Consider the following 18907-nt stretch of genomic DNA (forward strand, 5'->3'; position numbering starts at 1 on the left):
GATGACGGCGGTCCCGGGGCGCAGGAGCAGCACCTTCACACGGCTGCTGCGGCACGGCTTCACCGACGCCTCCGCCGCCGAGCGGCTCCTGGACAGCGTCGAACTCGCGCCGCTGCGCGACGACCCGGTACTGCTGGACGCGCTGGGCGCGACCGCCGACCCCGACCTCGCGCTGCTCGGCCTCGTCCGGCTGCTGGAGGCCCAGCCGAACCCCGGCGCCCGCCGGGAGCTGCTCGACACCCTGATCTCGGCCAAACCGCTGCGCGACCGGCTCCTCGGGGTCCTCGGCGCCTCCGCCGCCCTCGGCGACCACCTCGCCCGGCACCCGGGCGACTGGCAGGCCCTGGTGACGTACGAGGCACGGGACCTGCACCCCGGGGTGGCGGAGTTCGAGGCCGGTCTCGCCCAGGCCGACGATCCGGTCTCACTGCGCGTCGCCTACCGGCGCTGCCTGCTGTCCATCGCGGCCCGTGACGTGTGTGGCACGACCGGCGTCGCCGAGTCCGCCGCCGAGCTGGCCGACCTGGCCACCGCCACCCTGCGCGCCGCCCTCGGCCTCGCCCGGGCGGCCGCGCCCGAGGACGACGCCCTGTGCCGGCTCGCCGTCATCGCGATGGGCAAGTGCGGCGGCCACGAGCTGAACTACGTCTCCGACGTCGACGTCATCTTCGTCGGCGAGCCCGCCGAGGGGGCCGACGAGACCAAGGCGATCCGCGCCGCGACCCGGCTCGCCTCGCACATGATGCGGATCTGCTCGGAGACCACGGTCGAGGGCTCCATCTGGCCCGTCGACGCCAACCTGCGCCCCGAGGGCCGCAACGGCCCGCTGGTGCGGACCCTGGCCAGCCACCTCGCCTACTACCAGCGCTGGGCCAAGACCTGGGAGTTCCAGGCGCTGCTCAAGGCCCGCCCGGTGGCCGGCGACCTCGACCTCGGCGCCGAGTACGTCGAGGCCGTGCAGCCGCTGGTGTGGAAGGCCGCCGAGCGCGAGAACTTCGTCGCGGACGTGCAGAAGATGCGCCGCCGGGTCGTCGAGAACATCCCCGCCGCCGAGGTCGAGCGCCAGCTGAAGCTGGGCCCGGGCGGCCTGAGGGACGTCGAGTTCGCCGTGCAGCTGCTCCAGCTGGTGCACGGCCGCACCGACCCCTCGCTGCGCAGCGGCACGACCCTCGACGCGCTCAAGGCCCTCGCCGCCGGCGGCTACGTCGGCCGGTCCGACGCCGCGCAGCTCGACGAGGCCTACCGCTTCCTGCGCTCCCTGGAGCACCGGATCCAGCTGTTCCGGCTGCGGCGGACCCACCTCGTGCCGGAGGACGAGGCCGAGCTGCGCCGCATCGGCCGGTCCCTGGGGCTGCGCACCGACCCGGTCGCCGACCTGCACCGCGAGTGGCGGCGGCACGCCACGGTGGTGCGCCGGCTGCACGAGAAGCTGTTCTACCGGCCGCTGCTCGACGCGGTCGCCCAGCTCGCCACCGGTGAGGCCCGGCTGAGCGCCGAGGCGGCCCGCGAGCGCATGGTCGCCCTCGGCTACGCCGACCCGGCCTCCGCCCTGCGCCACCTGGAGGCGCTGGCCTCCGGCGTCACCCGCAAGGCCGCCATCCAGCGCACGCTGCTGCCCGTCCTGCTCGGCTGGTTCGCCGACTCGGCCGACCCGGACGCGGGCCTGCTGAACTTCCGCAAGGTGTCCGACGCGCTCGGCAAGACGCCCTGGTACCTGCGGCTGCTGCGGGACGAGGGCGCCGCGGCGCAGAACCTCGCTCGGGTGCTGTCCGCCGGCCGCCTCGCGCCCGACCTGCTGATGCGCGCGCCCGAGGCGGTGGCGCTGCTCGGCGACGGGGACGGCGGCGGTCTCACGCCCCGCCCGCGCGCCCACCTGGAGCAGGAGATACTCGCCGCCGTGAACCGGGCCGACGGCGCCGCCCAGGCGGTCACGGCCGCGCGCGGGGTGCGCCGCCGCGAGCTGTTCCGCACGGCCGCCGCCGACATCGTCGGCTCCTACGGCACCGAGGAGCAGCCCGCCGAGGCCGACCAGGGCGCCCTGGTCGACCGGGTCGGGGCCGCCGTGTCGGACCTGACCGCCGCGACCCTGGCCGGCACGCTCCGGGCGGTCGTGAGGGACGGCTGGGGTGACGAGCTGCCCACCCGGTTCGCGGTCATCGGCATGGGCCGCTTCGGCGGCCACGAGCTGGGCTACGGCTCCGACGCGGACGTGCTGTTCGTGCACGAGCCGCGCGACGGCGTCGACGAGCGGGAGGCCTCCCAGGCGGCCAGCAAGGTCGTCTCCGAGATGCGCCGCCTGCTGCAGATCCCCAGCGCCGACCCGCCCCTGCTCATCGACGCCGACCTGCGCCCGGAAGGCAAGTCCGGGCCGCTGGTGCGCACACTGACCTCGTACGCGGCCTACTACCGCCGGTGGTCGCTGACCTGGGAGTCGCACGCCCTGCTGCGGGCCGAGCCGGTCGCCGGTGACGCGGACCTGGGCCGCCGCTTCATCGAGCTGATCGACCCGCTGCGCTACCCGGCCGGCGGCCTCGGGGACGAGGCCGTGCGCGAGATCCGGCGGCTGAAGGCCCGGATGGAGCGGGAGCGGCTGCCGCGCGGCGCCGACCCCAAGCTGCACGCCAAGCTCGGCCCGGGCGGGCTGTCCGACGTGGAGTGGACCGTGCAACTGCTGCAACTGCGGCACGGCGCGCGGGAGCCCGGCCTGCGCACCACCCGCACCCGCGAGGCCCTGGCCGCCGCCCGCGCGGCCGGGCTCATCACCGACGAGGACGCCGGGACGCTCGACGAGGCCTGGGTCCTCGCCACCCGGGTCCGCAACGCGGTGATGCTGGTGCGCGGCCGGGCAGGCGACACGTTCCCCTCCGACCCGCGCGAACTGGCCGCCGTCGGCCGCTACCTGGGCCACAACCCGGGCCACGTCGGCGACATGCTCGACGGCTACCGGCGCACGGCCCGCCGGGCACGGACCGTCGTGGAGGAACTGTTCTACGGCGTCACCGAGCGCTGATCCGCACCCCCTGCTCCGCGGCGCCCGGGCGTGCGCGCGAACGCCGTGAACCCCGGGAACGTGACGTCAGACTTCGTCCCGCGCGGCCGGCCGGCCCGGCTCGCGCGCCCCGGGCGGCCGGAATCCGGCCGGATCCCGCCCCGGCACCACCTTCGGCAGGGCGTACGGCAGCCGGCCGTACCACAGGCGGGCCACGGCGAAGCCGAACGCCAGGCAGAGCACGCCGCCGACCGCGTCCAGCCAGAAGTGGTTGGCCGTGGCGACGATGACCACCAGGGTCAGCGCAGGGTAGAGCAGGCCCAGCACCCGCGCCCACGGCACCGTCGCCAGCGCGAAGATCGTCAGGCCGCACCACACGGACCAGCCGATGTGCATCGACGGCATCGCGGCGTACTGGTTCGACATGTTCTTCAGGTCGCCGGAGGCCATCGAGCCCCAGGTCTGGTGGACCATGACGGTGTCGACGAAGCCGCCGCCGTTCATCAGCCGCGGGGGCGCCAGCGGGTACAGGTAGTAGCCGGCCAGGGCGACGGCGGTGGTCGCGAACAGGACCAGACGGGTCGCCGCGTAGCGGCCGGGATGGCGACGGTACAGCCACACCAGCACACCCAGCGTGACCACGAAGTGCAGCGTCGCGTAGTAGTAGTTCATGCCGATGATCAGCCAAGTCACCGAGTTCACGGCGTGGTTGACCGACTCCTCGACGGCGATGCCCAGCCGCTGCTCGGCCTGCCAGATCCAGTCGGCGTTGCGCAGCGCCTCGGCCTTCTGCTCGGGCACGGCGTTGCGGACGAGTGAGTACGTCCAGTAACTCACCGCGATCAGCAGGATCTCGAACCAGAACCGGGGCCGGCGGGGGGTGCGCAGCCGGCGCAGGACGCCCGGTCTCGTTTCGGCCGCAACACGGGGCGGGAGGGCCGCCTCCAGGCCCTCCGGCTGCGTCACGGTCGCGTCACCCATAGGCACAAAGTCTGCCAGAAAAGGACTTCTCCACCGATCATCCCGCGGCCCGGCCGGGGCCGCATGTTCTACGGCGACATCAGGCCACCGGCCTCAGGAGCGCGCCCGTTCCCCGGGTGCCGAGGCGGTCGAACCGCGCACCACCAGTTCCGGCATGAACACGAACTCGCTGTGCGGGGCGGGCGTCCCGCCGATCTCCTCCAGCAGCGTGCGCACCGCCGCCTGCCCCATGGCCGGGACCGGCTTGCGGATGGTCGTCAGGGGCGGGTCGGTGAAGGCGATCAGCGGGGAGTCGTCGAAGCCGACCACGGAGATGTCCTTCGGCACGTCCAGGCCCCGCTGGCGCGCCGCCCGGATCGCGCCCAGCGCCATCATGTCGCTCGCGCACACCACGGCCGTGCAGTCCCGCTCCATCAGGGCGGTGGCGGCGGCCTGGCCGCCCTCCAGCGTGTAGAGCGAGTGCTGCACGAGCTGCGACTCGACCGTCTCGGCGCCCAGGCCCACCTGCTCCTGCATGGCGCGCACGAAGCCCTCGATCTTGCGCTGCACGGGCACGAACCGCTTGGGCCCCAGGGCCAGTCCGATCCGCGTGTGCCCGAGGGACGCCAGGTGCGTCACGGCCAGGCTCATCGCCGCGCGGTCGTCGGGGGAGATGAACGGCGCCTGCACCTTCGGCGAGAAACCGTCGACCAGCACGTAGGGCACGCCCTGCGCGCGCAGCCGGTCGTAGCGCTGCATGTCGGCGGTGGTGTCCGCGTGCAGTCCGGAGACGTAGATGATGCCGGCGACGCCGCGGTCGACCAGCATCTCGGTCAGCTCGTCCTCGGTCGAGCCGCCCGGGGTCTGGGTGGCCAGCACGGGCGTGTAGCCCTGCCGTGTCAGCGCCTGGCCGATGACCTGGGCCAGGGCCGGGAAGATCGGGTTCTCCAGCTCCGGGGTGATCAGGCCGACCAGGCCCTCGCTGCGCTGCCGCAGCCGCACCGGACGTTCGTAGCCCAGCACGTCGAGCGCGGCGAGCACGGACTGGCGGGTCGTGGCGGCGACGCCCGGCTTCCCGTTGAGGACGCGGCTGACGGTCGCTTCGCTCACCCCCGCCTGCAAAGCGATGTCCGCAAGCCGTGTGGTCACAGCACTGGACTGTAGCGGCCGGACTTCCGCTTGCACACCGACGGGACGCCGGGTGCGGGCCGTCACACGCCCCGCTGCGGGTTGCTTGGTCATCGCGGTCCCTTGAAGTCGTGTCGGCGTCCGCTCCGCAACGGATGATTCCCCCGGCGGCAACGGATGGCAAGTGCTTGCAGAGTCTTGCACAGCTGTCCGACTCCCCGCGGAACAGCCGGAAATCCAGGCCTTGGAGCGATCGAGGGGAGGTCACGGCGGGATAACCATCCGCACCTCTTGCAACTTTTTGCTGCAAGGTCTTTCGCAACACGTTGCGACGACGTTAATGTCACCGACGCCCGGCCGCCAACGGCGCAGTCGGCAGCACGAAACGGGCATCACCCTCAAGGAGAACTCATGCGGCGTGGCATAGCGGCCACCGCGCTGGTGGCGTCCCTCGCCCTGGCGGCGACGGCCTGCGGCGGAAGCGACAGCGGCGACGAGGCCGGCGGCCCGGTCACCATCACCTGGTGGGACACCTCCAACGCGACCAACGAGGCGCCGACCTACAAGGCCCTCGTCAAGGAGTTCGAGGCCGCCAACAAGGACGTCAAGGTCAAGTACGTCAACGTCCCCTTCGACCAGGCGCAGAACAAGTTCGACACCGCCGCCGGTTCCAAGGGCGCCCCGGACGTGCTGCGCTCCGAGGTCGGCTGGACCCCCGCCTTCGCCAAGAAGGGCTTCTTCCTGCCGCTGGACGGCACCGACGCCCTCGCCGAGCAGGACAAGTTCAAGTCCAACTTGATCAAGCAGGCCCAGTACGAGGGCAAGACCTACGGCGTCCCCTTCACCACGGACACCCTGGCCCTGGTCTACAACAAGGCCCTGTTCGAGAAGGCCGGCGTCGAGGCCCCCAAGACCTGGGACGAGCTGAAGAAGGCCGCGGCCACGATCAAGGACAAGACCGGCGTCGACGGTTACTGGGGCTCGACCCAGTCCTACTACGCCCACTCCTTCCTCTACGGCGAGGGCGCCGACACCGTCGACGTCGGCGCCAAGAAGATCACCGTCACCTCGCCCGAGGCCGAGAAGGCCTACGGCACCTGGCTGAGCCTGTTCAAGGGCAAGGGCCTGCACAAGGCCGACACCACCGCCGACGCCTACGCCCACATCCAGGAGGCGTTCGTCAGCGGCAAGGTCGCCTCGATCATCCAGGGCCCGTGGGAGATCACGAACTTCTACAAGGGCTCGGCGTTCAAGGACAAGGCCAACCTGGGCATCGCCACCGTCCCGGCCGGCTCCAGCGGCAAGGCGGGCGCCCCGACCGGCGGCCACAACCTCTCGGTGTACGCGGGCTCGGACAAGGCCCACCAGGAGGCCTCGCTGAAGTTCGTGAAGTTCATGACCTCGGCCAAGGCCCAGGAGACCATCGCGCTGAAGAACAACACGCTGCCGACGCGCGACGACGCCTACACCGCCGAGGTCAAGGCCGACCCGGGCATCGCCGGCTACCAGGGCGTCCTCGCCGCCGCCCAGCCGCGGCCGGAGCTGCCCGAGTACAGCTCGCTGTGGACGCCGCTGGACGACGAACTGCTGGCGATCGCCGGTGGCAAGAAGTCCCTGGACGAGGGGCTGAAGAGCGCCGAGACGTCCATCGCCAAGCTGCTCCCGGACTACAGCAAGTAGGCCCTCGTGGCCGCCGGATCCTCCGCCACAGAAGGGGAAGGATCCGGCGGCCGTCGGCCTGTGTGCCGTACCCCTCGATCTCCAGCTGATCTCCAGTTCGCGAAGAAGGTTGTCGAACATGACAGTCGCCATCGACCGAGCGACCGGCAAGCGGAGCGGTGACCGCGGTCCCCGGTCCGGGCTGGGCCGGCGCCTCAAGCACAGCTACCAGAAGCACTGGTACGCCTACGCGATGATCGCGCCCGTGGCCGTCGTGCTCGGCGTCCTCGTGCTGTACCCCCTGGCCTACGGCTTCTACCTGACGCTGACCGACGCGACCAGCCTCAACACGGCCCGGACGATCGGCGTCAACGAGATCGAGGCCACCTACAAGTTCATCGGCTTCGACAACTACGCCGACATCCTGTGGGGGGAGACCGCCTACGAGCGCTTCTGGTCCCACTTCATCTGGACGATCGTGTGGACGGCCGCCTGCGTGGCCCTGCACTACTCCATCGGCCTGGGCCTGGCCCTGCTGCTCAACCAGAAGCTGCGGGGCCGCACCTTCTACCGGCTGATCCTGATCCTGCCGTGGGCCGTGCCGACCTTCGTCACCGTCTTCGGCTGGCGCTTCATGCTCGCCGACTCCGGCATCATCAACTCCGCCCTGGAGACGCTGCACCTGCCGACCCCGGCGTGGCTGGAGGACACCTTCTGGCAGCGCTTCGCCGCGATCATGGTCAACACCTGGTGCGGCGTGCCGTTCATGATGGTCTCCCTGCTCGGCGGGCTGCAGTCCATCGACTCCTCCCTCTACGAGGCCTCCGAGATGGACGGCGCCAGCCGCTGGCAGCAGTTCCGCTACGTGACCCTGCCCGGCCTGAGGTCGGTCAGCTCCACCGTGGTGCTGCTCGGCGTGATCTGGACGTTCAACCAGTTCGCCATCATCTTCCTGCTGTTCGGCAACACAGCGCCGGACGCGCAGATCCTCGTCACCTGGGCCTACCAGCTCGGCTTCGGACAGCAGCCGCGCGACTTCGCGCAGTCGGCCGCCTACGGCATCCTGCTGCTCGGCATCCTGATCGTCTTCACCTCCTTCTACCGCCGCTGGCTGAACCGCGATGAGCAGCAGCTCGCGATCTGAGGCAGGAGTCCCCATGAGCACCACGACCGTCCAGCAGTCCGCGGGCGGGGCCCCGGCCCCCGCCGTCGCCCCCGTGTCCGCCGCCGCCCGCCGGCGCGGCCGGCGCGGCGCGGCCGGGAGCCTGCTCTCCCACGCCCTGCTGATCCTGGCGAGCCTGATCGCGCTCTTCCCGATCGTCTGGCTGGTCTTCCTGTCCCTCGGCCCGGACAAGGACGACTATCTGCACCCCGGGCGCATCTGGTCGAAGATGACCCTGGACAACTACGGTTTCGTGCTCCAGGAGACCGCCTTCTTCCACTGGTTGCAGAGCACGCTGATCGTGTCCCTGGGGACCACGGTCATCGGAGTGGTCATCGCCGCCACGACCGGGTACGCCGTGTCCCGCATGCGCTTCCCGGGCTACAAGAAGTTCATGTGGGTCCTGCTGTGCACGCAGATGTTCCCGATCGCCGTGCTGATCGTGCCGATGTACCAGATCCTGTCGAGCCTGCAGCTCGTCGACACCTACTTCGGCCTGGTCCTGGTCTACTGCTCGACCGCGGTGCCCTACTGCGCCTGGCTGCTGAAGGGCTACTTCGACACCATCCCGTTCGAGATCGACGAGGCCGGCCGCGTCGACGGGCTGACGCCCTTCGGCACGTTCTTCCGGCTGATCCTGCCGCTCGCCCGGCCGGGTCTGGCGGTGGCCGCCTTCTACAGCTTCATCACCGCCTTCGGTGAGGTCGCCTTCGCCACCGTGTTCATGCTGGACGACGAGAAGTACACCTTCGCCGTCGGCCTGCAGAGCTTCATCAGCGAGCACGACGCCCAGCGCAACCTGATGGCCGCGACCGCCGTGCTGATCGCGATACCCGTCTCCGCGTTCTTCTACCTCGTGCAGAAGAACCTGGTGACCGGGCTCACCGCCGGCGGCACCAAGGGCTGACCCGGCGTCCCCACGGGCGCCGCCGAACGGCCTTCACCAGCCCGAGGCGGCCGCGGTGCCCATCCGACCCCGCTGTGCCGCGGCCGCCTCGTACCACCTCACGTCCCATGACCACACCCCAGTTACGCATCAAGGACGACATGAGCCAGCACTCAGCTGCACCTGCCCCCACCTCCCCGTCCGCCGTGGCCGTCGCCAAGCGCCGCGACTGGTGGCGGGACGCGGTGATCTACCAGGTGTACCCGCGCAGCTTCGCCGACAGCAACGGTGACGGCATGGGCGACCTGGAGGGTGTCCGCACCCGGCTTCCGTACCTGCGCGACCTCGGCGTGGACGCCGTGTGGCTCAGCCCCTTCTACGCCTCGCCGCAGGCCGACGCCGGCTACGACGTCGCCGACTACCGGGCCGTCGACCCCATGTTCGGCAACCTCCTGGACGCCGACGCGCTGATCCGCGACGCCCACGAACTCGGCCTGCGCATCATCGTCGACCTGGTGCCCAACCACTCCTCGGACCAGCACGAGTGGTTCAAGCGGGCCGTCGCCGAGGGCCCGGGCTCGCCGCTGCGCGACCGCTACCACTTCCGTCCCGGCAAGGGCGCCGACGGTGAACTGCCGCCCAACGACTGGGAGTCCATCTTCGGCGGCCCGGCCTGGACCCGGGTCACCGAGCCCGACGGCACGCCCGGCGAGTGGTACCTGCACCTCTTCGCCCCGGAGCAGCCCGACTTCAATTGGAACCACCCGGCCGTCGGCGACGAGTTCCGCTCCATCCTGCGGTTCTGGCTCGACATGGGCGTGGACGGCTTCCGGATCGACGTGGCCCACGGCCTGGTGAAGGCGGACGGGCTGCCGGACCTCGGATCCCATGATCAGGTGAAGCTGCTGGGCAACGATGTCATGCCGTTCTTCGACCAGGACGGTGTGCACGAGATCTACCGCCAGTGGCGCCTGATCCTGGACGAGTACGCGGGCGAGCGCATCTTCGTCGCCGAGGCGTGGACGCCGACGATCGAGCGGACCGCGAACTACGTGCGCCCCGACGAGCTGCACCAGGCCTTCAACTTCCAGTACCTGAGCACCCACTGGGACGCGGCCGAGATGCGCGAGGTCATCGACCGCACCCTGGAGGCCATGCGCCCGGTCGGTGCCCCGGCCACCTGGGTGCTGTCCAACCACGACGTCACCCGGCACGCCACCCGGTTCGCCAACCCGCCCGGCCTCGGCACCCAGATCCGCCTGGCCGGCGACCGGGAGCTGGGCCTGCGCAGGGCCCGCGCCGCGAGCCTGCTGATGCTGGCGCTGCCCGGCTCGGCCTACATCTACCAGGGCGAGGAACTCGGCCTGCCCGACGTCGTCGACCTGCCCGACGAGGTGCGCCAGGACCCGGCGTACTTCCGGGGCGCGGGCCAGGACGGCTTCCGCGACGGCTGCCGGGTGCCGATCCCGTGGACCCGTGACGGCTCCTCGTACGGCTTCGGCGACGGGGGCAGCTGGCTGCCGCAGCCGGAGGGCTGGGGCGAGTTGAGCGTCGAGGCGCAGAGCGGCGTGCCCGGCTCGACCCTGGAGCTGTACCGGGCCGCGCTCGCGGTGCGCCGGGAGCAGCCCGACCTCGGCGCGGGCACGTCGGTGGAGTGGCTGCGCGCGCCCGAGGGCGTGCTGGCCTTCCGCCGCGGGGAGTTCGTGTGCGTCGCGAACACCACGGGGGAGTCGGTGGCGATGCCCGCGTACGGCCGGGTGCTGGTCGCGAGCGGCGAGATCGTGCAGGTCGACGACGAGGCGAAGGTGCCCGCCGACACCACGGTGTGGTGGACCACCGCGGCCACCGCCTGAATTTTCCGCTGAATTTCGTACGGCCCGCTGCCCTTTCGGGCGGCGGGCCCTTAACATCTGCGTCACCGCAAGGTTTCTGAACCTTGCAGCAAGAACCTTCAACGAAGAAGGAAACCCCACATGGCACGCAGATACCTCTCCGCCGCCGTCGCGCTCGCCGCGGCTGCGGTTGTCATGCACCCGACCGGCGCCCAGGCCTCCCCGCCGGGCACCAAGGACGTCACCGCCGTCCTGTTCGAGTGGAAGTTCGCTTCCGTCGCCCGTGAGTGCACCACCACCCTCGGCCCCGCCGGCTACGGCTACGTGCAGGTCTCACCGCCCGCCGAGCACATACAGGGCTCGCAGTGGTGGACCTCGTACCAGCCGGTCAGCTACAAGATCGCCGGCCGGCTCGGTGACCGCGCGGCCTTCAAGAACATGGTCGACACGTGTCACGCGGCCGGTGTGAAGGTCGTCGTCGACACGGTCATCAACCACATGTCGGCGGGCAGCGGCACCGGCACCGGCGGCTCGTCGTACACGAAGTACAACTACCCCGGGCTGTACTCGTCGTACGACTTCGACAACTGCACCGCGCAGATCACCAACTACCAGGACCGCGGCAACGTCCAGAACTGCGAACTGGTCGGCCTCGCCGACCTCGACACCGGCGAGGACTACGTCCGCGGGGCCATCGCCCGGTACATGAACGACCTGCTCTCCCTCGGCGTGGACGGCTTCCGCATCGACGCCGCCAAGCACATGCCGGCCGCCGACCTCGCGAACATCAAGTCCCGGCTGAGCAACCCCTCGGCGTACTGGAAGCAGGAGGCCATCCACGGCGCCGGCGAGGCCGTCCAGCCCACCGAGTACACGGGCAACGGCGACGTCCAGGAGTTCCGCTACGCCTACGACCTCAAGCGGGTCTTCAACAACGAGAACCTCGCCTACCTGAAGAACTACGGCGAGGGCTGGGGCTACATGAGCAGCGGCGTCTCGGGCGTCTTCGTCGACAACCACGACACCGAGCGCAACGGCTCCACCCTCAGCTACAAGGACGGCGCCAACTACACCCTGGCCAACGTCTTCATGCTGGCCTGGCCCTACGGCGCCCCCGACATCAACTCCGGCTACGAGTTCACCGACCACGACGCCGGGCCGCCCAACGGCGGTCAGGTGAACGCCTGCTGGCAGGACGGCTGGAAGTGCCAGCACAACTGGCCGGAGATCAAGTCCATGGTCGCCTTCCGCAACGCCACGCGCGGCCAGGCGGTCACCAACTGGTGGGACAACGGCGGCGACGCCATCGCCTTCGGCCGGGGCAGCAAGGGCTTCGTGGCCATCAACCACGAATCCGGCTCCCTGACCCGCACCTACCAGACCTCGCTGCCTGGCGGGACGTACTGCAACGTGCAGAACAACACCCCGGTGACGGTGAACTCGAGCGGGCAGTTCACGGCCACCCTCGGTGCGCAGACGGCCCTGGCGATCCACGCGGGCAAGTCCGGCTGTTAGCGGCGGATTCACCCGTGCGCGGTGTACGCGGTCCCGGACGCCACCACCCCCGTGGCGGCCGGGGCCGCTGTGCCGGGCCGGCCCCCGTGGTTGAAAGTTCTTTCTCATGCTTTCACAACTCTTGCTGTAAGGGTTTCGGCGGCGATACCGTCGCGCGGGGTCGGACCCGAGAGAGCCGCAATCGCTAGGAGCCCATCTGTGATACCGAGATGGCCGGTGCCGTCCAGGCGCCGAACCGCCCGTGCCGGACGGGTCGCGGCGGTCACCGCCGCCGCGCTGGCCGCCACACTCGTCCAGCCGCTCGCCGCCGGGGCCGCCACCCCGCCGGCGCCGCCGTCCGATGCCGCGCTGGCCGCCCAGCCGGCCCGCCACGACGCCACCCGGGAGCAGTTCTACTTCGTCCTGCCGGACCGCTTCGCCAACGGCGACGCGCGCAACGACAAGGGCGGCCTGACCGGTTCGCGCCTCGCCACCGGCTACGACCCCACCGACAAGGGCTTCTACCAGGGCGGCGACCTCAAGGGCCTGACCAAGAGGCTCGACTACATCAAGGGCCTCGGCACCACGGCCCTGTGGATGGCCCCCATCTTCAAGAACCGGCCCGTGCAGGGCACCGGGGCGAACGCCTCGGCCGGCTACCACGGGTACTGGATCACCGACTTCACCCAGGTCGACCCGCACTTCGGCACCAACGAGGATCTCGAGACCCTCATCGACAAGGCCCACGACAAGGGCATGAAGGTCTTCTTCGACGTCATCACCAACCACACCGCCGACATCGTCGACTACGAGGAGAAGTCCTACGAGTACCTCTCCAAGGGCGCCTTCCCGTACCTGACGAAGGACGGCGTGCCCTTCGACGACGCCGACTACGCTGACGGGCGGCGGGACTTCCCCGAGGTCGACCGCGACTCCTTCCCGCGCACCCCGGCCGTCACCGCCGCCGAGAAGAACGTCAAGGTCCCGTCGTGGCTCAACGACCCGACGATGTACCACAACCGCGGCGACTCCACCTTCGCCGGTGAGAGCTCGGCCCACGGCGACTTCTCCGGGCTCGACGACCTGTGGACCGAGCGGCCCGAGGTCGTCAGCGGCATGGAGAGGATCTACCAGCGCTGGGTGCGGGACTTCGACATCGACGGCTTCCGGATCGACACCGTGAAGCACGTCAACATGGAGTTCTGGACCCAGTGGGCCACCGCCCTCGACGCCTACGCGGCGAAGAAGGGCCGCGACGACTTCTTCATGTTCGGCGAGGTCTACTCGGCCGACACGGACGTCACCGCCCCCTACGTCACCCAGGGCCGGCTCGACGCCACCCTCGACTTCCCCTTCCAGGAGGCGGCCCGCCAGTACGCCTCGCAGGGCGGCAGCGCCCAGCAGCTCGCGGGCGTCTTCGGCGACGACTACAAGTACACGACCGGCAAGGCCAACGCCTACGAGCAGGTCACCTTCCTCGGCAACCACGACATGGGCCGGATCGGGTACTTCCTGAAGCAGGACGACCCGAAGGCCTCGGACGCCGAGCTGCTGAAGAAGGCCGGGCTCGCCAACGAGCTGATGTTCCTCAGCCGCGGCAACCCCGTCGTCTACTACGGCGACGAGCAGGGCTTCGCCGGCGCGGGCGGTGACAAGGACGCCCGGCAGAGCATGTTCGCCTCGCGCACCGCCGACTACCTGGACGATGACCGGATCGGCACCGACGCCACGCACGCCGAGGACGCCTACGACACGAAGGCCCCGCTGTACCGGCAGATCAGCGCGCTCGCCCAGCTGCGCAAGGCCCACCCGGCCCTCGCGGACGGCGTCCAGCAGCAGCGGTACGCGGCCGACGGGCCGGGCGTCTACGCCTTCTCCCGCACGGACGCCAAGACCCGCACCGAGTACGTCGTCGCCGTCAACAACGCCGCGGAGCAGAGGACCGCGACCTTCGCGACCGGCTCGGCGGACATGACCTTCCGCGGTCTGTACGGCACCGACGCCTCTGTCAAGAGCGACGGCGACAAGAAGCTCACCGTCACCGTCCCGGCCGGTTCGGCGATCGTCCTCAAGGCCGCGGGCCGGCTCGCCAAGCCCGCCACCGAACCGTCCCTCACCCTCAAGGCCCCCGCAGCCGGCGCCACCGGAACCGTCGAGATCTCCGCGGACGTCGACGGCGGGCAGCTCAACCGGGTCGTGTTCGCCGCGCAGACCGGCAACGGCAAGTGGCGGGTCCTCGGCTCCGCCGACCACGCCCCCTACAAGGTCACCCACACCATCGGCAAATACGTGCCGCCGGGCACGGCCCTGCGCTACAAGGCCGTCGTGATCGACTCGGCCGGCCGCACCGCGAGCGCCCTGGCCTCCTCCACCACCGGCACCCCGCCCGTCCAGGAGCCCCCCACCGCGTCCTCCCGCGACTACGCGATCGTCCACTACAAGCGCGCGGACGGCGACTACGCCGACTGGGGCCTGTACGCCTGGGGCGACCTCGCCGAGGGCGAGGCCACCGAGTGGCCCGAGAGCCACCCCTTCACCGGCCGGGACGCCTACGGCGCCTTCGCCTGGGTCAAGCTCAAGCCCGGCGCCTCGAACGTCGGCTTCCTCGTCATCGACAAGGACGGCACCAAGGACGTCGCCACCGACCGCACGATCGACGTCACCAAGACCGGCGAGATCTGGATCGAGCAGGGCGAGGAGACCGTCACCACCGAGCGGCCCGCCTACCCGGCGCCCGACAAGAGCAAGGCCGTCCTGCACTACCACCGGGCCGACGGGAATTACGACGGCTGGGGCCTGCACGTGTGGACCGGTGCCGCGAACCCCACCGACTGGTCGAACCCCCTGAAGCCGGTCAAGACTGATGCCTATGGCGCAGTCTTCGAGGTGCCGCTCACCGAGGGTGCCACCAGCCTCAGCTACATCATCCACAAGGGCGACGAGAAGGACCTGCCCACCGACCAGTCACTCGACCTCAAGGCGAACGGCAACGAGGTGTGGCTGGTGAGCGGCCAGGAGAAGTACCTGCTCCCGCAGCCCGCGGGCAGCGCCGCCGCCCTCGACCTGACCACCTCCAAGGCGGTCTGGATCGACCGGAACACCCTCGCCTGGAACGGCTCCGGCGCCGCCGCCTCCACCCAGCTGCAGTACTCCCGCGACGGCTCCATCAAGGTCGAGGACGGCGCCCTGACCGGCGACGCGAAGTGGCTGCGCCTGGCGAAGGGCGAGCTGACCGACGCCCAGAAGGCGAAGTTCCCGCACCTGAAGGAGTACGACGCCTGGACCGTCGACCCCCGTGACCGCGACCGGGTCCGCGAGGCCCTGCGCGGCCAGGTCGTCGCCACCCAGCACGCGGCCAACGGGGCGGTGCTCGCGGCGACCGGCGTGCAGATCGCCGGGGTCCTCGACGACCTCTACGACGCCACCGGAGCCGACCTGGGACCGACGTTCGACCGGAGCCGCCCCACCCTGTCCGTGTGGGCGCCCACCGCGCAGTCCGTGGCCCTGGAGATCGGCGCCACGACCGTGCCGATGAAGCGCGACTCCGCCACCGGCGTCTGGTCCGTCACCGGCCCCGCCTCCTGGAAGAACAAGCCCTACCGCTACGTCGTGAAGGTCTGGGCGCCCGGCGTCCGCCAGGTCGTCACCAACAAGGTCACCGACCCCTACGCCGTGGCCCTCACCACCGACTCCGAGCGCAGCCTCGTCGTCGACCTGGCCGACAAGGCCCTCGAGCCGGCCGGCTGGTCGACGTACACCAAGCCCAGGGCCGTGCCGCTGCGGGACGCGCAGATCCAGGAGCTGCACGTCCGGGACTTCTCCGTCGAGGACCGCACGGCGAAGCACCCCGGCACCTACCTCGCCTTCACCGACAAGGCCAGCGACGGCAGCAGGCACCTGCGCGAGCTGGCGAAGGCCGGCACCTCGTACGTGCACCTGCTCCCGGCCTTCGACGTCGCCACCATCCCCGAGCGCAGGGCCGACCAGGCGCGGACCGACTGCGACCTGGCCTCCTACCCGGCGGACTCCGAGAAGCAGCAGGAGTGCGTCGGGAAGATCGCCGCGAAGGACGCCTACAACTGGGGCTACGACCCGTACCACTACACGGTCCCCGAGGGCTCCTACGCCACCGACCCGGACGGCACGGCCCGCACGGTCGAGTTCCGCAAGATGGTCAAGGCCCTCAACGACGACGGCCTGCGGGTCGTGATGGACGTCGTCTACAACCACACCGCCGCCGCCGGGCAGGAGAGGACGAGCGTCCTCGACCGGATCGTGCCCGGCTACTACCAGCGCCTGCTCGCCGACGGCTCCGTCGCCAACAGCACCTGCTGCGCCAACACCGCCACCGAGAACGCCATGATGGGCAAGCTCGTCGTCGACTCGGTCGTCACCTGGGCCAAGCAGTACAAGGTCGACGGCTTCCGCTTCGACCTCATGGGCCACCACCCGAAGGCCAACATCCTGGCCGTGCGCAAGGCCCTGGACGAGCTGACCCTCGCGAAGGACGGCGTCGACGGCAAGAAGATCATCCTGTACGGCGAGGGCTGGAACTTCGGCGAGGTCGCCGACGACGCCCGGTTCGTCCAGGCCACGCAGAAGAACATGGCCGGCACCGGCATCGCCACCTTCTCCGACCGGGCCCGCGACGCGGTGCGCGGCGGCGGCCCCTTCGACGAGGACCCGGGCGTGCAGGGCTTCGCGTCCGGCCTGTACACCGAGCCCAACTCCTCGAAGAGCAACGGCACCCCGGCCGAGCAGAAGGCCCGTCTGCTGCACTACCAGGACCTCATCAAGGTGGGCCTGACCGGCAACCTGAGCGCCTACACGTTCACCGACACCGGCGGCAAGGAGGTCAAGGGCTCCGAGGTCGACTACAACGGCGCCCCCGCCGGTTACGCCGACGCGCCCGGCGACGCCCTCGCCTACGCCGACGCGCACGACAACGAGTCCCTGTTCGACGCGCTGGCCTTCAAGCTGCCCGCCACCGTGAGCGCCTCCGACCGGGCCCGGATGCAGGTCCTCGCCATGGCGACGGCCACCCTCTCGCAGGGCCCGGCCCTCTCCCAGGCGGGCACGGACCTGCTGCGCTCCAAGTCCCTGGACCGCAACTCCTACGACAGCGGCGACTGGTTCAACGCCATCCACTGGGACTGCCGGGACGGCAACGGCTTCGGCCGCGGACTGCCCATGGCGGCCGACAACGAGGACAAGTGGCCGTACGCCAAGCCGCTGTTGAGCACGGTGAAGGTGGGCTGCGAGCAGATCCGGGGCGCCTCGGCGGCCTACCGCGACCTGCTGCGGATCCGCGCCGCCGAACCGGACTTCTCCCTCGGTACGGCCGAGCGGGTGCAGTCCCGGCTGTCCTTCCCGCTGTCCGGCACGGACGAGACGCCCGGCGTGATCACCATGCGGCTCGGTGACCTCGTCGTCGTCTTCAACGCCACGCCGGAGCGGCAGGAACAGCGCGTCCCGGCCCTGGCCGGGACCGGCTACCGGCTGCATCCGGTGCAGGCGGCGGGCGCCGACGCCACCGTGAAGTCCTCCGCCTACGCGGAGACGTCCGGGACGTTCGCCGTCCCGGGACGCACGGTCGCGGTCTTCACCCGCACCACCGGGTGACGAAGGCGGTACGGGCGGGGCGGGCCACCGGCGGTGGCCCGCCCCGTCTGCCGTTAGGGTGAGCCCACCCACCGGAACAGGAGTGCTGATGCCGCAGATCACCGTCGACTATTCCGCCGACCTCGCGGACGGCTTCGACCGGCCCGGCTTCGCCACGGCGCTGCACGAGGCGACGGTCGAGATCGCGGCCGCCAAGCCGCCGGCCTGCAAGACCCGGTTCCGCAGGACCGAGGACATCGTCGTCGGCCCCGACACCGAGGGCCACGCCCATGTGCACGTCCACATCGCGCTGCTCGCCGGCCGCACCGACGAGACCAAGGCCCGGCTCACCGAGGCCGCGCTGGAACTGCTGCGGACGCATCTGAAGCCCGCCGCGGGCGTCGTGCTGCACGCCTCCGCCGAGGTCCGCGACCTGGACCCGTCGTACGCCAAGTCCGAGAGCTGAGCCCGCTCAGCTCGCCAGGGCGATCAGCCGGCCGACCAGGTGCGCGAACGGGCCGTCGGCCGGCTCGTCCTTGACGATGCGGCGCAGCAGGGCCGCCATCTCCTCGTCGTAGGCGGCGCTGACCGCGGCGAGCGCGGCGAAGTCGTTGACGAGCTGGCGCTCCAGCTCCTCACGCGGGATGCGCCGGCCGTCCAGCCAGATCAGTGCCGTCGACTCGGCGAGCGAGATCCAGGACCGCACGACCAGTTCGAGCCGCGCGGGCGGATCGGTCACGCCCAGGTGCGAAAGGATCTGGACATGAGCGGCCTGCCGTACGGAGTCGACGAGCGCGTTGGCCCGGGAGGACCCGACCGCCGGGCCGCCGCGCATCAGGGCGGAGAAACCGGGACCGTGCTCGTCCACGAAGTCGAAGAAGCGGTGCATCACCCGCAGCAGCCGGGCTCCCAGCGGGCCCTCGTGCGGCTCCACGAACCGGGCCGCGAGATCGTCCGAGGCCCGCTGCAACGCGGCCTCGTACAGGCTGAGTTTGCCGGGGAAGTAGTGGTAGACCAACGGGCGTGAGATGCCCGCGGCCGACGCTATCTCGTCGATCGACACCTCGTCGGGCGAGCGGCGGCTGAACAGTTCGAGGGCGACGCCGATCAACTGCTGCCGTCGCTCCTCGACTCCCATCCTGCGGCGTACCCCGATAGTCATACGAACACCTTACCGATCGATTCCGGCCGCGAAC

The 18907-nt window shown here is 70.7% G+C and carries 11 protein-coding genes; 8 read left to right on the plus strand and 3 right to left on the minus strand.

What is annotated here, in order from left to right:
- The first annotated feature begins 1 nt into the window (after nucleotide 1).
- Complete coding sequence (locus ACF07N_RS33740; RefSeq protein ID WP_392120405.1) at nucleotides 2–3010, plus strand: bifunctional [glutamine synthetase] adenylyltransferase/[glutamine synthetase]-adenylyl-L-tyrosine phosphorylase; 3009 nt, start codon at nucleotides 2–4, stop codon at nucleotides 3008–3010.
- A 66-nt stretch (nucleotides 3011–3076) separates the two neighbouring features.
- Here the strand turns inward: ACF07N_RS33740 and ACF07N_RS33745 are convergent, their stop codons facing one another.
- Nucleotides 3077–3970 carry a phosphatase PAP2 family protein gene (locus ACF07N_RS33745; RefSeq protein WP_392120408.1) on the minus strand — a complete coding sequence of 298 codons (894 nt, stop codon included), beginning with the start codon at nucleotides 3968–3970 and terminating at the stop codon, nucleotides 3077–3079.
- A gap of 93 nt (nucleotides 3971–4063) precedes the next feature.
- Nucleotides 4064–5098, minus strand: coding sequence for a LacI family DNA-binding transcriptional regulator (locus tag ACF07N_RS33750; RefSeq protein ID WP_383323502.1), 1035 nt, complete (start codon nucleotides 5096–5098; stop codon nucleotides 4064–4066).
- Nucleotides 5099–5488: 390 nt separating this feature from the next.
- On the opposite strand from ACF07N_RS33750, the gene ACF07N_RS33755 reads away from it, so the two are divergent.
- The 7 genes from ACF07N_RS33755 (at nucleotide 5489) to ACF07N_RS33785 (ending at nucleotide 18177) form a co-directional block, all read left to right on the plus strand.
- A complete protein-coding gene (locus ACF07N_RS33755; RefSeq protein ID WP_392120410.1) occupies nucleotides 5489–6757 on the plus strand; it encodes an extracellular solute-binding protein in 1269 nt (422 codons plus the stop codon).
- Nucleotides 6758–6875: 118 nt separating this feature from the next.
- Nucleotides 6876–7880, plus strand: coding sequence for a carbohydrate ABC transporter permease (locus tag ACF07N_RS33760; protein ID WP_383323508.1), 1005 nt, complete (start codon nucleotides 6876–6878; stop codon nucleotides 7878–7880).
- Between the two features lie 13 nt (nucleotides 7881–7893).
- Nucleotides 7894–8805: a sugar ABC transporter permease gene (locus tag ACF07N_RS33765; RefSeq protein WP_392120413.1), complete on the plus strand. Its 912-nt coding sequence runs from the start codon at nucleotides 7894–7896 to the stop codon at nucleotides 8803–8805.
- A 140-nt stretch (nucleotides 8806–8945) separates the two neighbouring features.
- Nucleotides 8946–10637 (plus strand): glycoside hydrolase family 13 protein, encoded by a 1692-nt coding sequence (locus ACF07N_RS33770; protein WP_383584548.1) that lies wholly within the window; start codon nucleotides 8946–8948, stop codon nucleotides 10635–10637.
- Nucleotides 10638–10757: 120 nt separating this feature from the next.
- A complete protein-coding gene (locus ACF07N_RS33775; protein ID WP_392120416.1) occupies nucleotides 10758–12131 on the plus strand; it encodes an alpha-amylase family protein in 1374 nt (457 codons plus the stop codon).
- 198 nt (nucleotides 12132–12329) lie between these two features.
- Entirely contained in the window at nucleotides 12330–17732 is a 5403-nt protein-coding gene (gene pulA / locus ACF07N_RS33780) for a pullulanase-type alpha-1,6-glucosidase (RefSeq protein WP_392120419.1), read from the plus strand.
- Nucleotides 17733–17820: 88 nt separating this feature from the next.
- On the plus strand, nucleotides 17821–18177 hold the full coding sequence (locus tag ACF07N_RS33785) for a 5-carboxymethyl-2-hydroxymuconate Delta-isomerase (RefSeq protein WP_392120421.1): 357 nt from the start codon (nucleotides 17821–17823) through the stop codon (nucleotides 18175–18177).
- A gap of 6 nt (nucleotides 18178–18183) precedes the next feature.
- Here ACF07N_RS33785 and ACF07N_RS33790 read toward each other — a convergent pair whose 3' ends face one another.
- On the minus strand, nucleotides 18184–18873 hold the full coding sequence (locus ACF07N_RS33790; protein WP_392120423.1) for a TetR/AcrR family transcriptional regulator: 690 nt from the start codon (nucleotides 18871–18873) through the stop codon (nucleotides 18184–18186).
- Nucleotides 18874–18907: the final 34 nt, after the last annotated feature.

It is taken from the genome of Streptomyces sp. NPDC015242 (assembly GCF_043079125.1).
GTDB lineage: Bacteria > Actinomycetota > Actinomycetes > Streptomycetales > Streptomycetaceae > Streptomyces.